A 12,353-nucleotide genomic window follows, 5' to 3' on the forward strand; every position below is an offset into this window, starting at 1 on the left:
AAGCGTTTGGATGATATGGCTTTGAGGACGGGTGTGGTCAGGCGGAGGCTGGGGTCGAGGCGAGCCAGATACTCAGTCGGCCGCTTCTATGACGGCGATGCCGGCCTCCTGTGCTGCCCTGATGAAGGCCGCCCGCACGTGTTCCGGTGGGAGATCGCCGATGATCGCATCTAGGCACGACTTGACGGCCTCGAAATACTCTTCACCGTCGTCTACCGGCCAGTCGCGCAGCAGCGTGCGCGCGGCGTCCCACACGGAGTTAATAACGGCATAATGGCCGATCCCCATTGAGGCCAAGCCAACCGGTCGAAAATGTGCCGTCTGTCTCACTTTGCTACAGCTTTTCCCAATTTCAGTGGAGCTCATGGGTACGATGCAAGTTGCGTGCCGTTGGTAGGCCGCGTCACCAGCCGAAGGGTGGCTTCACGGGATTTGATCTTGGTCAGCGATGCTCGCAGTGTAGGCGTTCCTTTCGTCCCCTCCAGATCCCCTGCAGCCGCTGCTTTTGAGAACATGGAGCCTGAACTGGGATCCTGCGATCAGTCATTAAGCGACTGATTATGGTAAATATCGGGCTTCCCCTCCCAGGCCTGCTGATTAAAACTCAGTCTTTCCTTTTATACTCTACAAGGATTACAGCAACTCATATGCATTGCCGGAAGCAAAAACCCCTATAATCATTCATGGATTGTCCCAGAGGTGGACGGAGTTTCATCCGGGTCGTACAATGCCATCTATCCTGCACGCGGCGGATCTGGGAGGAGCGCGCGATGCCTATCTTCATGGACCGGCACTTTCTTGAAGGAACGTCAGCCGCCGACGTTGCCAGGGCGCATCGCATGGATCTCGATATCCAGGACAAGTACGGCGTCAAATTCCTGACCTACTGGTTCGATCAGCGGCGCGGGACCGCCTTTTGCCTCGTGGATGCACCGGATGCCGAAACCGCGCAATGTGTGCATCGCGAAGCGCACGGCTTCGTCGCCGCCGAGATCGTCGAGGTTGCCTTGTCGGCGGTCGAGGCTTTTCTCGGCCGAATTCACGATCCTGAGCCGGCACCCGGTCAGTCGTCCAGCGACGTCGATCCCGGCCACCGAGCAATCCTCTTTACCGACATCGTCGGATCGACAGCGATGACATCGCGCCTCGGCGACCGGATTGCGACCGAAATGGTCAGAGCCCATGATGCCATCGTGCGCCGATGCCTCAGCCAGAATTCGGGCCGCGAAGTGAAACACACCGGCGACGGCATCATGGCGGCCTTCGCCGCGACAACAGCAGCCGTCGAATGCGCAATGGCGATCCAGCGGGAATTCAAGCGTTACAACGGCGGTAACACCGAACCGATCCACATCCGCATTGGACTGGACTGCGGCGAACCGGTCGAGGACAGCAACGACCTCTTCGGCTCGACCGTGCAACTTGCCGCGCGTCTCTGTGCGGCAGCCTCCAGCGACCAGATCCTCGTCTCGGAGAACATTTTTCGCGAATACGGCGCCGCCGATCTCTTCGCTCACGTAGCTCGCCGACGGTTCAAGGGGTTTTCGAAGCCCATGCTGGTCTTCCGATGCGATTGGGCCAGCGCCGGCCTTGGCTAAGATTTGTCGAGATCCAACACCCGAACAGGCATCTGCCTCTTGGCAGGGCTTGCCGCGCCGCGCGCTTGGTGGCGAAGAAATAGGCGATCATCAAAGCACAGGGCGCAAAACTGTGCCGCGATTTTGCGACAGCGACATGCGTGAAAACAAAGAGCTGAAGACGAAGAGCGAATCTGGAGTTTGCGACCACTTCAGGCCAGCAGACGTTGAGACGAGAACGCACCGCAAAGTGGCGGCGCGTTCTCGTCTGCTATCGGATAGCCTCGTCAAAAGCCTGTCTTGCTAAGCATTGCCCATATGCTCGTTCATCAGCCGCTCGAATTTGGGGCCACCCTCGACCTTCGCCAGCACGCCCGACATCTTGAGGAACCGACGGAAATTCTCGCGTGCAGCGCTCAGCGGGAAACGCCCGTTGGCGGTATCTCTGCACGCCTTCAACAGCGTTTCATATGCCAAACCCCGTTTGTCCTCCGGCCACTCCTCCAGAACATCGAAGATTTCATCGAGGCACGTGACCTCATCGATGAAATGTTGACGATGCAGCAGAATCGGATCAAACCGAGTTGACGACATAGTATCCTCCCATTTATATTACTATTTTATGGCGTAATTCTACTGAAGAACCCCGATTTATTCAAGTCAAAATCAAATTCGCCTGACTATTAACGGCCACGCAACTACTTCCATAACGGCAGAATAGCCCGATCAGACTAGACTGAAGCGAAGTTGATCATCGGCTGAGGTTCGACCCATCACGATTTGAGATTGGTTGATCAATCATACGAATGTTTCGGCTCAGCTGAGCGTGCGTCTAGCGCCCCAGAAGTTTTCGCATAGGCTCGTGTTGGCATGGTAGATTGCCACCATGACAACCTTGCGAGGAGACGTTCAGATGAACCAATTTTTTACGTTGGTAGCGGGAGTGCTGATCGGCGTATCCGCGATCACGTCTTCCTGTACGTCGCCTGCAAGGCAGGATCACCAGGATTATCAATATCAGCGGAATACATCGGTAAACCCGGCATGCGCGGATGGGTTCAGACCCGGCAATGCTCGCTCGTGCAGCTATTGAAAGATTTAGAACCGAAATTGGTTTTGCACCAGGGGCGGCACGCGACAGCAATGGGCCGTTCGGGAACTCCTAACCTGCTTCACCGTTATGTGATCGGGCCACAGTTGGCCCGATCTCAAACAGGAGAACGGTTTCCCATGAACAATTTGATCTGGCTCGTCGGCGCTGTCGTTATCGTGCTCGCGATTTTGAGTTTCTTCGGATTCCGCTAAATGCAGACGTGCTGATGGAATGTGGCGACTGAACCGCGCCTTCCCTACCCGGCGATCGGATGGACGACGAACTCCTCCGCGCCGATGATCGACAGGGAGTGGGAGCGCCTCAAACCGCGGAAGGCTTGAGCGGCGTCAAAGTCGTCGATTACCTCTCGCAGATCTTCGCGATGTTCTTCTCGAGACTTCGGCGCAGCGCGTCGGAAATCTCGGTCTGGAGTCCTTTGACAACATCGCCGAAGCGACCGCCAGTCTGCACGATCTCGATCGAACTCTCGGCGGTCTTGCAAGTCGCAAGGTCGACCTGCAGATGGACTTCCGCGGTCGCCGAGAACCCGCCTTTGACGAGAGCTTCGTCCGATGTCTTGCAGGCCAGCGTGCCTCGGGCACTGGCCTCCGCAGCGTCGCCATTCACCGACACCTGGAGGTTTTCGATCTTCACGGAATCGAGCTTGTCGACGCCGACCTGCACGGTAATCCCAAAACTCGAGACCTTCGCCTTGAGCGACCTGCAAGGTTGCGCTTCTGCGATCGCCCGCTCCAGCGCATTTGCTGCTTGCGCTTGTGAGACTGTGAGCGGTTGCAAGACAAGAGCACCTGCCGCAAGCAGGCCCAGCCAATTACGCATCTCTTTCTCCGTTCCGTATAGTCCGATGAGCAGTCCGCGGACGCACCGCATCATAAGCGTGGAACAGGCCATCGGCAAAGCAATGCCGGTCGCCGCGACACACCCGACACCCCTGGCAAATTGACCGACACGGCCGGCGCAACCCGCGACGAACCGCCATTTCGAAAATCCACAGAATGACGTGTAAGCAGCGCCAAAAGTAGATGATCACCCCCGCGGCCTTCCTTTATCATTAGTCGTTTCGGCCTCCCGAGGCAGATCGTGAAGGAAAATCGATGGATCGCCTTGTTGGCACAGATGAAGCGACGCAATCGGAGAAGCGGGCTGAGAAAGCGGATCGGCCGGAGGGCTTGGCGCGGGATGTTGCGGCCATCAAGATCGGCGACTGTCTGCTGGGTTACAAGGCCGTCCAGCGCCGCATGCGGGCCAGCCGTTGGAACCATTTCCGCGGCCGGATGCGCGAGATCGAAAAACTGATCAGGCATCGTCACGGAGACATTGTGCCCGAGGCCGACGACGCATTGATCTATGTCGAGGTGATCGCCGGGCTCGCCCTCGTCGAATTCAAGGAAGAATTCGTCGACGTCGTGCTCGGCTGGGCGGCCCGATGGCTTCCCTGGGCTGGGAAAGGCGACATTGAGGAGGTCATCTACGAGCGGACAAAGGTGCGCTTTTCCCCGTTGTCCGCCGACGCTCTCGGTCATGCTCTGCACCTAAGCTACGTAGAACGGAGCGCCCTCAATATCCGCACCATCGGTGCCTTCGATGTGCCGAAGCGGAAGCGAGAAAAATTGCAAAAGGAAAAGCGGCGGCAGCGAGACCGAAGCCGGAAAGAGGAGCAGCGCCGTGCCGTCGGCGCGCGTTCCAGAGCCGATTATCTCGCCCATTCTTTGAGTGCAGCGCGCCCCGGGGAGGCTTTCGGCATCAGCCGCCGGACGTGGGAACGTCGCGGCAAACCGATGCCGGATCCTGCGACGATATCGGATTGCGGTTCGATCTCGCTCGCCGCCTAGGTCGGAGCTTCTCGGCCTTTAGCAGGGTGGTCCGAACCAGCTATTCACAGCCTCTTGCAATCCATCCTGCATCCCGTTACCCGCCCACGCCACATATCCATCGGGCCGGATCAACACTGCGGTGGGCGCGGAGACCGCACCCAGCGCAGGCAGCTCCCATGCACCGTCATATCCGGCGTCGACCAGCTTGATGCGGTCAGACCACGGCGCGATGTCGAAGCTGCCGGGCGCGTCGAGGTTCAAGAACACAGGCCGCGCATCTTGGAGCAGCGTAAAGAGACGCAGAGGACCATCAGGTGTGGTGAGGTCAAGGTCAGGCATGCGGCGGCCGAGCAGCGGATGCCCCTCACCGAGGTCGTAATGGATACCAAGTCCCGACATTTCGGCCGCGATCCGTTTGCGCGGTTCCTCCATGCCAAGCAGCTCCGTCACGATGTCTCGCAAGGCTTCGGTGCGATCGTCGGTCCGCTGCAACGCGACCTGCGCCATCGTCGTGCGCAACAGGCGGGCGGCAACCGGATGCCGCTCGGCGTGATAGGTGTCGAGCAAGGCTTCGGGCGACGTGCCTTTTACCACCTGGGCCAACTTCCAACCGAGATTGACGGCATCCTGCACACCGGTATTCAGGCCTTGTCCGCCGACCGGAGAATGCACATGGGCGGCATCGCCGGCGAGGAGTACCCGGCCCTTGCGGTAGGCCGTTGCCTGCCTGGACATGTCGGTGAACCTGGAAATCCAGTTGACGCGATGGAGTCCGTAATCCGTTCCGAAGGCGGCGATAAGTGCGTCCCTGAGATCCCCGAGGGTCGGCTCGGTCCTGGCGCCGGCATTCTTCTCCGGCACCATCACGCCGACCGGACCTTCCTTGGCAAAGATGATCTTGCCGTCGTGGATTTCATACTCCTCCCTGCCAAAGGCATAAATGCCAAGGGCCGTGCGATGGATGCCCAATGGCGGCTCCTCTTCCATCTCCACTTCGGCGAGAATGTTGCTGGTCGTCGGATCCCATCCTTCAAACGCAATGCCGGCAGCCTTGCGAACTAGACTGCGGCCCCCATCGCAGCCGACGAGATAGCGTGCCTTGAGCGAAGCGCCATTGGATAGCTCAATGGTGACGCTGGTGTCGTGCTGCGCAAAACCCGTTACCTCAAGGCCGCGATGGATCGGCACCTCGAGCTCGCCGACCCAGCCGGCCAGAATGCGCTCGATATGCTTCTGCCTCAACGCCAGCCCGTAATTGTGCCGGGTCGGAAAATCGCTGATGTCCAGACGTGTGACCGCGAACCCCGTGACCTGGGCTATCTGCCCTTCCGCAAGGAACCGGTCGACAACGCCACGCTGATCGAGAACCTCGAGCGTGCGCGCACTCAGACCGCCGGCACGCGTACCGGCAAGCTCCTGGTTGGGTCGGCGCTCGACAATGGCGACGTCGACGCCTGCCAAGGCAAGCTCGCCTGCCAGCATCAGGCCCGTCGGCCCTGCCCCTGATACCACGACTGCATGTTCCCTCATCCGCAGACTCCCTTATTTCAATTGTTCCAATGCGATCTCTCAGGGTCTAATGAGACCTCATCTCACTGCACCACCCCGATCTCATCGGTCCTGCGCAGCTGGCGATTTTCTCTGTCGCAGGTTGTTCTACCTATAATTATAAACCTCATACTGGTTGGAAGGACTTGCGACAGGATTCCTGGCTTGCTCTCTAAAGCCATGTTCTTTGCCACTTGCAGGTCTCTTGCTGTGGAGCTTGAGCTTTTCAATACGACCTGACCGGGTGGGCGCCGGATCTGGCAGGCGCCCACCCGGGGTCGTTCCTCTCGAAGGGGATCAATCAATTGCGGAACGACGTATCTTACTGCGGAGCCGGAGCTTTTTGCGGAATCGTATCGGCCGCTGGTCGCTCAGACGGATCAGCGGGATGGCCATAGATTGTGTACACGGCCCCCGCCAGCACCCCCAAAAGGAGGAGCGCGGCTACGTACAACATCATGCTACGGATTGCCGTCTTTGGTGTCTCGTCCATTGGGGATCTCCAGGATTACTCAACGGTCAAATTCAATGCGGGCGCTGTTGGTTCCGAGGTGGAGGTTGTTCAGGTGAGTAGCCACTCACGGAACGATCAGGTCCGGATCTGGTTTAACCAATATGCTCATCGCTAGCGGAGGCCATCATGTGGGCAATCCTGACCGGAGCCGCACTCATCATCGGCGGACTTCTTTTTCTCTTTACGTCGGCGCTTGGTCGAAGACCGAGTAATCCGCATCAAATGCCGCAAGGCGGCACCACGCTGGAACCACGACGCCAGGGCCTCAGATTCCTCGGCGTGTCGCAAAACTGGCCAGCGCTGGCCATAATCGCGATCGGCGCACTTCTTCTGGCTTTTGGCGGATATTCATGACATCCGACAACCCTTGACGGCACTAGCTCCTTCCACAGCAAAAACCCGGCTTTCACCGGGTTTTTGTTCAGGCACTACCAAGTCTGGCGACTGGTCCAGTCATCGATGTCGCGTCTGACACGATCCTTTTGGAGGCCATACCGCTCCTGGATCTTGCCTTCCAGCTGCTCGCGCTTGCCCGCGATCTGGTCGAGATCATCGTCAGTGAGTTTGCCCCACTGCTCCTTGATCTTGCCCTTCGCCTGCTTCCAGTTTCCTTCGACACGATTCCAATCCATGGTCGATTTCTCCCGTCTGTTGATGAGGAGAAAACGGAGCGCAGCGGAATTTGGTTCCTGTGTCATAGTCGATTTCATAAACCATCGCGCTATCTGCATCGACGCTCGTAGACGACATCCAAGGCCATGCTCGCCAACAGTTGATCGCCATCGGCCTCAATCTATTCCGAGAGCCTCCCGAAGCAGCGGGACGACTGCCTAACTGATTATAGATCCTTCACTTGCCGCCGCCCTGCGACGCCTTTTATCCTGTTGCACTTCGGCGTTTGAGCAAATGGGACCTATCGTGCCGACTCTAATGCGGAGATCATCTTTTGACCGCGGCGGCGAAAGCCGTAGCAGGCAAGAAAGTCCCTCGGCTCAGGCTGTCGCTTTGACCCGCCATTGGGCAATCCAGGGGCCCAGCGCAGGAGCCCTCCGATTCGCGTTTTCCAGCCATCGCGGTGCCAGTGAGTGCATCTATAATCATCATCTTATATGGAATTCTCTTTAAAGATAATTTGGCCAAGCCGATTGCGAAATTCGTTTCTGCCGTTAACTTGGAAAACGTAGCATACGTTTTCCAGGTACTATTGAATTTCATGGCGCATTGGGAAAACGTCCGCCGCGAGTGCGACTTCTGCTGGCGCAATACACACACTGCGCTTTCGTGCAGACGCAGAGATGTGATGACTTGAAGGGCAAAATGGCGCTTGTTCTGAAGACCTTCGGTAGGTTGCAGCTCGTTGACGAGGACGGGAATGGGGTCGCGTTTCCGGAGAAGGGCCTGCTGCTTCTCGCCTATTTGCTCACCACCGACCAAGGTTCGGCGGATCGAACAACATTAGTGAGCTTTCTGTGGGGCGACGCCGATAGGGACGATACGCTTGCGACTTTGCGTAAGTTGATTTCGAGAATGAAGGCCCGTCAAATTGAACTCGGGATAAATATCCTTTCATCCCAGGGCAACATGGTCACCCTCGACCGGGAGTCTCTGTCTTCCGACATTCTGCTATCCGGGACAGAGGAAGAGGTTGAACCGTTCTCCCGGCTCAAGCATCTCGTGAAGCTCATGAACCAGCCTTTTCTGGGGCCGGTTCACAGTCATAGCCGTCAGTTTCAACGGTGGCTCGCCGAGCGAGAAATTTGCCATATCGAGCTTCTCGGTAATACATTGAGAACGGCGTCCCGACTGCCGCAGTCGCAGAAGGAATCCGAACTCCTGAGGAAGGCTGCAGTTATCCTCTTTCGGACGGAGCCGAAGGATCCCGATACACTGCAAATGCTCATACAGATATTCCAGGCGGAAGAGGAAGTTGCGTCCCTTCGGAACCATTTTGAACAGCGGCGGAATTCGATTTTGCGAGGAATCGCCGCGCGCGCCAGATCCGGTGACGATGACGCAAAATCCCTCCGTCCGACATCAGCGCCTGCAAAGCCGAAACTCGAGGCCGCTCTTCCCGTTGAGCCCGAAGATATCCGGATTGCAATTCCCCGCCTGGTGCTGCTTCCGCCCAAGAACCAATCCGCGCGACCCCAAGCCGGTTTTTTAGCCGCATCTTTGGTGGAAGATATCACAATCGGATTTTGCGCCTTCAACAGCCTGGAGGTCATAGCCCCCTATTCGGCGGTTCAAATCGGCCACCACATGGAGACGCAGAAAGCCTTCTTTGAACGGCATCGCGTCAATTATATTCTCGATACCCGGATCAGCAACACGGACGATGACGTCACCCTGTTCGCCCAACTGATCTTTTTCGACCAAAATCAAATAGTTTGGGCGGAAAGATTCAGCCTTGATCATATGGATCTCGTCAAAGATCGGAGAACTGTCGCCCGACGGATCGCTCTCTCGGTGTCCAGTGAAATCGAGCGCCATGAGACGTTGCGCGAAGATCTGAACCCGATCGCTTACCATCGATATCTTGTCGGCAGGCGGCACCTGGCGCGATTGACGCTTCCGAATCTGCGGCGTGCGCGCAAGGAAATGAAAGCCGCACTCAGCGTCAGCCCCGATTTCGCGCCGGCGCTGAGTTCGATGGCCCGGACCTACTCGAAGGAATGGTTGTTGACGGCCAGGGGTGATGCCGATCTTTTGCAATCGGCGGAGATTTTGGCAAAGCAGGCCACCGAAACGCGTCCGGACTTCGCTGATGGATATCGCGAGTTCGGGGTCGCCAAACTGTTACAGGGGGCATTTGACGAAAGCGCCGAGGCAATGGAAGTGGCCGAGAGCCTTGCTCCACACTATGCCGACGTGATTGCCGACTATGCAGACACCTTGGTTCATTGTTCGCTCCCCGCGATGGCCTTGCGAAAGATCGAGCGGGCAATCGAGTTGAACCCGCTTGCTCCCGACACTTATTTTTGGACCGCCGCGGGAGCGAACTACGCCCTCGGAGCTTTTGAAGAGTCCCTGGATTACATCGGGCAGATGGCCGATCCGAGTCTCGCGGATAGGCTATCTGCCGCAAGCTGGGCTATGCTGGGCCGTCAGGACAAGGCGCGGGTCTTCGTCAGGAGGTTTCGCGAAGGCAACCCGGCCTTCGATGTGGACAAGTGGTTGTCTGCTGTTCCAAGTAAAGAGCAGTGGCATAAAGATCTTTATCGTGAAGGCCTGAAGAAAGCTGGATTTTAAACATCAATCGTTGGAGGGAAAACCATGGCTACAGTTGTTATTATTAGTGTTGACGGCCGAGACGAACTCTGGATCGCTGATCTGGACAACGGCACCGTCGTGCCGCTCCCGGAGCCCAAATCAGGCGGCCTGAAAGTGGTGACCGATCTTCGCGCGACCGGGACAACCTTGACGAAGGGCGTGAATATCGCCGTGGTTGTCAAATCTGCGGAGGCAGCACTTTCGGGCCATTATGATGGCTGAACGCCGATAACCTTAGCGGCGTGAGGCTGGAGGGCGGCAGCACGCTGGAACGAGGCTTCAAGTGGTCGATATTCATGGCATCCGACGGCGCTTGGCCGTACCAGGAGCACCCGAGGTGGCTGGAAGCGCCTTAGTTTCTTCGACAACAAAAACCCGGCTTTCACCGGGTTTTTGTTCAGGCATTGCCACGTGGAAGTTGGTTCCTGTGTCTTAGCCGACTTCATCAAGCGTCGCGTTATCCTGCACCGACGCACGTAAACGACATTCCAGGCCATGCTCGCAAGCGCTCGCCAGCGGCTGATCGCCGGCGGCTTCAATCTCTTCCGAGGGCCTTCCGAAGCAGCGGGACAACTGGTGTGACTGATCATCGATCCTTCACTGGTCTTCCCCTGAGATGCCTTTCAGCCTCCTCCACTTCAGTGTTTGAGCAAATGGGTACCTATGGTGCCGACCATAATGCGGAGATCATCTTTTGATCGTACTCCATGTTCGAACATGGAGATCAACTCTTGAGCTGCTTTGATCGCACTTAGGCTATCCTTGGGGCAGCAGCGTGCGGCGCACCATTCGTCATAGATGTCCTCGATCATTGCGAGGTCTTCTGGACCCAGCGCCGACTTGGAGCCGTGCATACCTTGAAACATCGCAATCCTCCCAGATGCTGACGTGACACGTAACAACGAACTGATTTTATGCCAACTTCCGGAGACTTCAATGTGCGGTATAGGACAGAGGGAAGCTCAATTGCTGCGGCAAAGACGCAAGGCCGCTGCCCACGTCAAAAATACCCACGGCCTGGACCCGCTTAACGTTTCTCTGCGGAGCCTGTCGGATGAAGAAGGCCTTGGCGCGTTACTCTCGCTTGAGATGATAGGGTACGAAGTGATCTGGAATGCCTGGAGAAAGCCGGCTTCTGCATATGTGTGGAGCGGCCCGAACGAACACTGGTTGTCGGATGGGAACAAAGACCTATCCGGAAAATAGAGATGAGACCTCACGAGCTTGTGTCTCCCTTCATGCCCTTTAAAAGGAGATGTTCCATCCCATTATCGTTCCGAAAGAAGTGAGAGCGATCATGATCCGATCCCAGATAGCCGACGCACAAACCGTGTTGAGCGACGAAGAAATAGCCCTCTGCCAGAGAGTATTTGACCACATCAGCTCGGTGCGACAAATCACAACGGATACCGAGCGCGAAGATCTGGCTCGGCGGGTGATCCATTCGTACCAGCATGGGGTGAAGGACGAGGGCGCGTTGCTACGACTGTTAATCTGAGATTGCGGCAACTATCTTGATGACTAGAAAAGGTGGAAGCGTCGGGGTTCGAACCCCAAAAAATTTCCTAGATGTTTAGTGTCCCGGCATTTGATGGCGCGGATCGAAGGTGAAGCGCTGGAGTTGTGAAGCCCGTGCTTTGCAAATGAACTCGTAGGGGTGAGGCCTTGATGGTTCGGTTCATACTCTCGACTTGACCGCGGATGCCTCGGCTTGGTCGTGGGGTGCTCGATATCGCCAGTGGCAGGTGTATTCAAGGTGATGCGTTCGCCATTGGCGATTGCTTCAAACGAGGTGTGCAGTCCCACCAGGCACATCGCCTGAGCGACGTATTCCCTCGTGCGATGCTGCGCATGTAGGTCGCCTTTGTTGGTCGCGCGAGCAGCGACTTTCGTCATTCCCACCAAGTGCTTGCAGGATAAACGAGATCTGTTCACCAAGGCCCTCTTCAGCATTCCCGGCGTTTCGAACCCGCTCCTCGACGAGGACCGGGTGGTAAAAAGGCACGAACGCATTCATCGCACTTCGGGCAGCTATGGCTGCATCGATGACATTAAAATTGCCGGCGTCTGCCCCTTCTTCGATAATATTTTCGATGATCGCCACAAGACGAGCGCTATGGGCGCTAATAACTGGCCAGCTCTCCACCGTTGCAGCGACGATCAAGTCATGGACCGGCTTCTCTTCAACGAAGTTCTTTCTTCTCTCCTCATGGAGCAGCTTGAAAAGACTTTCGAGCTTCTCGTGAGCCGGCGCCTCTTGCCGGGCGACTGCATCCGCCAACCGAGCAGCTTTCTCGATGAACCGGCCGCAGATCGACTTGTTGATCGCTGCCCTCGACGGGAAGAACCGGTAGATGTTGGCACTGCTCATCCCGAGGCAAGATGCGATATCTGCGACAGATGTCTTCTGGTAACCGATGCGGCGAAAATGCTCTTCCGCCACATCGAGGATACGCTCGCGCCACATTTCGACTTCAGTGCCCGAGCGGCCCTGTGGGATCACGATACGTGGCACG

At 57.0% G+C, this 12,353-nt stretch carries 14 protein-coding genes; 7 read left to right on the forward strand and 7 right to left on the reverse strand.

Going from position 1 to position 12,353, the window contains the following annotated elements; all coding sequences use genetic code 11:
• Positions 1-72: 72 nt before the first annotated feature.
• Positions 73-330: a DUF982 domain-containing protein gene (locus ACS4RR_RS14995; protein WP_017964218.1), complete on the reverse strand. Its 258-nt coding sequence runs from the start codon at positions 328-330 to the stop codon at positions 73-75.
• A 440-nt stretch (positions 331-770) separates the two neighbouring features.
• On the opposite strand from ACS4RR_RS14995, the gene ACS4RR_RS15000 reads away from it, so the two are divergent.
• Positions 771-1,598: a nickel-binding protein gene (locus ACS4RR_RS15000; protein ID WP_162118661.1), complete on the forward strand. Its 828-nt coding sequence runs from the start codon at positions 771-773 to the stop codon at positions 1,596-1,598.
• Between the two features lie 282 nt (positions 1,599-1,880).
• Here ACS4RR_RS15000 and ACS4RR_RS15005 read toward each other — a convergent pair whose 3' ends face one another.
• Both ACS4RR_RS15005 and ACS4RR_RS15010 read right to left on the reverse strand, forming a co-directional pair.
• Positions 1,881-2,171, reverse strand: coding sequence for a DUF982 domain-containing protein (locus tag ACS4RR_RS15005; RefSeq protein ID WP_017964215.1), 291 nt, complete (start codon positions 2,169-2,171; stop codon positions 1,881-1,883).
• Between the two features lie 859 nt (positions 2,172-3,030).
• Positions 3,031-3,510 carry an LBP/BPI/CETP family protein gene (locus ACS4RR_RS15010; RefSeq protein WP_026154139.1) on the reverse strand — a complete coding sequence of 160 codons (480 nt, stop codon included), beginning with the start codon at positions 3,508-3,510 and terminating at the stop codon, positions 3,031-3,033.
• A gap of 275 nt (positions 3,511-3,785) precedes the next feature.
• On the opposite strand from ACS4RR_RS15010, the gene ACS4RR_RS15015 reads away from it, so the two are divergent.
• Entirely contained in the window at positions 3,786-4,523 is a 738-nt protein-coding gene (locus tag ACS4RR_RS15015; RefSeq protein ID WP_456188970.1) for a hypothetical protein, read from the forward strand.
• 18 nt (positions 4,524-4,541) lie between these two features.
• On the opposite strand, the gene ACS4RR_RS15020 is transcribed toward ACS4RR_RS15015, so the two are convergent.
• Entirely contained in the window at positions 4,542-6,035 is a 1,494-nt protein-coding gene (locus tag ACS4RR_RS15020; RefSeq protein ID WP_456188971.1) for an FAD-dependent monooxygenase, read from the reverse strand.
• A 658-nt stretch (positions 6,036-6,693) separates the two neighbouring features.
• Between ACS4RR_RS15020 and ACS4RR_RS15025 the strand changes: the two genes are divergently transcribed.
• Positions 6,694-6,921 (forward strand): hypothetical protein, encoded by a 228-nt coding sequence (locus tag ACS4RR_RS15025; protein WP_017964209.1) that lies wholly within the window; start codon positions 6,694-6,696, stop codon positions 6,919-6,921.
• A gap of 74 nt (positions 6,922-6,995) precedes the next feature.
• Here ACS4RR_RS15025 and ACS4RR_RS15030 read toward each other — a convergent pair whose 3' ends face one another.
• Entirely contained in the window at positions 6,996-7,199 is a 204-nt protein-coding gene (locus tag ACS4RR_RS15030; protein WP_026154138.1) for a CsbD family protein, read from the reverse strand.
• Between the two features lie 685 nt (positions 7,200-7,884).
• Between ACS4RR_RS15030 and ACS4RR_RS15035 the strand changes: the two genes are divergently transcribed.
• On the forward strand, positions 7,885-9,816 hold the full coding sequence (locus ACS4RR_RS15035; RefSeq protein WP_020486083.1) for a membrane protein: 1,932 nt from the start codon (positions 7,885-7,887) through the stop codon (positions 9,814-9,816).
• Positions 9,817-9,840: 24 nt separating this feature from the next.
• Positions 9,841-10,059 carry a hypothetical protein gene (locus ACS4RR_RS15040; RefSeq protein ID WP_017964206.1) on the forward strand — a complete coding sequence of 73 codons (219 nt, stop codon included), beginning with the start codon at positions 9,841-9,843 and terminating at the stop codon, positions 10,057-10,059.
• A 416-nt stretch (positions 10,060-10,475) separates the two neighbouring features.
• Here the strand turns inward: ACS4RR_RS15040 and ACS4RR_RS15045 are convergent, their stop codons facing one another.
• Positions 10,476-10,703: a hypothetical protein gene (locus ACS4RR_RS15045; RefSeq protein ID WP_017964205.1), complete on the reverse strand. Its 228-nt coding sequence runs from the start codon at positions 10,701-10,703 to the stop codon at positions 10,476-10,478.
• A gap of 103 nt (positions 10,704-10,806) precedes the next feature.
• Here ACS4RR_RS15045 and ACS4RR_RS15050 point away from each other — a divergent pair, with 103 nt between their 5' ends.
• Both ACS4RR_RS15050 and ACS4RR_RS15055 read left to right on the forward strand, forming a co-directional pair.
• A complete protein-coding gene (locus ACS4RR_RS15050) occupies positions 10,807-11,043 on the forward strand; it encodes a hypothetical protein (RefSeq protein ID WP_085991555.1) in 237 nt (78 codons plus the stop codon).
• Between the two features lie 91 nt (positions 11,044-11,134).
• Complete coding sequence (locus ACS4RR_RS15055; RefSeq protein WP_017964203.1) at positions 11,135-11,335, forward strand: hypothetical protein; 201 nt, start codon at positions 11,135-11,137, stop codon at positions 11,333-11,335.
• 285 nt (positions 11,336-11,620) lie between these two features.
• Here the strand turns inward: ACS4RR_RS15055 and ACS4RR_RS15060 are convergent, their stop codons facing one another.
• Positions 11,621-12,352: a TetR/AcrR family transcriptional regulator gene (locus ACS4RR_RS15060; protein WP_456188972.1), complete on the reverse strand. Its 732-nt coding sequence runs from the start codon at positions 12,350-12,352 to the stop codon at positions 11,621-11,623.
• Between the last annotated feature and the right edge of the window lies 1 nt (position 12,353).

The organism is Rhizobium zaerense (assembly GCF_051810725.1).
Taxonomy (GTDB): domain Bacteria; phylum Pseudomonadota; class Alphaproteobacteria; order Rhizobiales; family Rhizobiaceae; genus Rhizobium; species Rhizobium leguminosarum_I.

Excerpts from the sequence above, each read along its gene's own strand:
- ACS4RR_RS15000 (WP_162118661.1), top strand. The coding sequence starts at position 771 with ATGCCTATCTTCATGGACCGGCACTTTCTTGAAGGAACGTCAGCCGCC.
- ACS4RR_RS15040 (WP_017964206.1), top strand. The coding sequence starts at position 9,841 with ATGGCTACAGTTGTTATTATTAGTGTTGACGGCCGAGACGAACTCTGG.
- ACS4RR_RS15005 (WP_017964215.1), bottom strand. The coding sequence starts at position 2,171 with ATGTCGTCAACTCGGTTTGATCCGATTCTGCTGCATCGTCAACATTTC.
- ACS4RR_RS15020 (WP_456188971.1), bottom strand. The coding sequence starts at position 6,035 with ATGAGGGAACATGCAGTCGTGGTATCAGGGGCAGGGCCGACGGGCCTG.
- ACS4RR_RS15030 (WP_026154138.1), bottom strand. The coding sequence starts at position 7,199 with ATGGATTGGAATCGTGTCGAAGGAAACTGGAAGCAGGCGAAGGGCAAG.
- ACS4RR_RS15045 (WP_017964205.1), bottom strand. The coding sequence starts at position 10,703 with ATGTTTCAAGGTATGCACGGCTCCAAGTCGGCGCTGGGTCCAGAAGAC.
- ACS4RR_RS15055 (WP_017964203.1), top strand. The coding sequence starts at position 11,135 with ATGATCCGATCCCAGATAGCCGACGCACAAACCGTGTTGAGCGACGAA.
- ACS4RR_RS15035 (WP_020486083.1), top strand. The coding sequence starts at position 7,885 with ATGGCGCTTGTTCTGAAGACCTTCGGTAGGTTGCAGCTCGTTGACGAG.
- ACS4RR_RS15015 (WP_456188970.1), top strand. The coding sequence starts at position 3,786 with ATGGATCGCCTTGTTGGCACAGATGAAGCGACGCAATCGGAGAAGCGG.
- ACS4RR_RS15010 (WP_026154139.1), bottom strand. The coding sequence starts at position 3,510 with ATGCGTAATTGGCTGGGCCTGCTTGCGGCAGGTGCTCTTGTCTTGCAA.
- ACS4RR_RS15025 (WP_017964209.1), top strand. The coding sequence starts at position 6,694 with ATGTGGGCAATCCTGACCGGAGCCGCACTCATCATCGGCGGACTTCTT.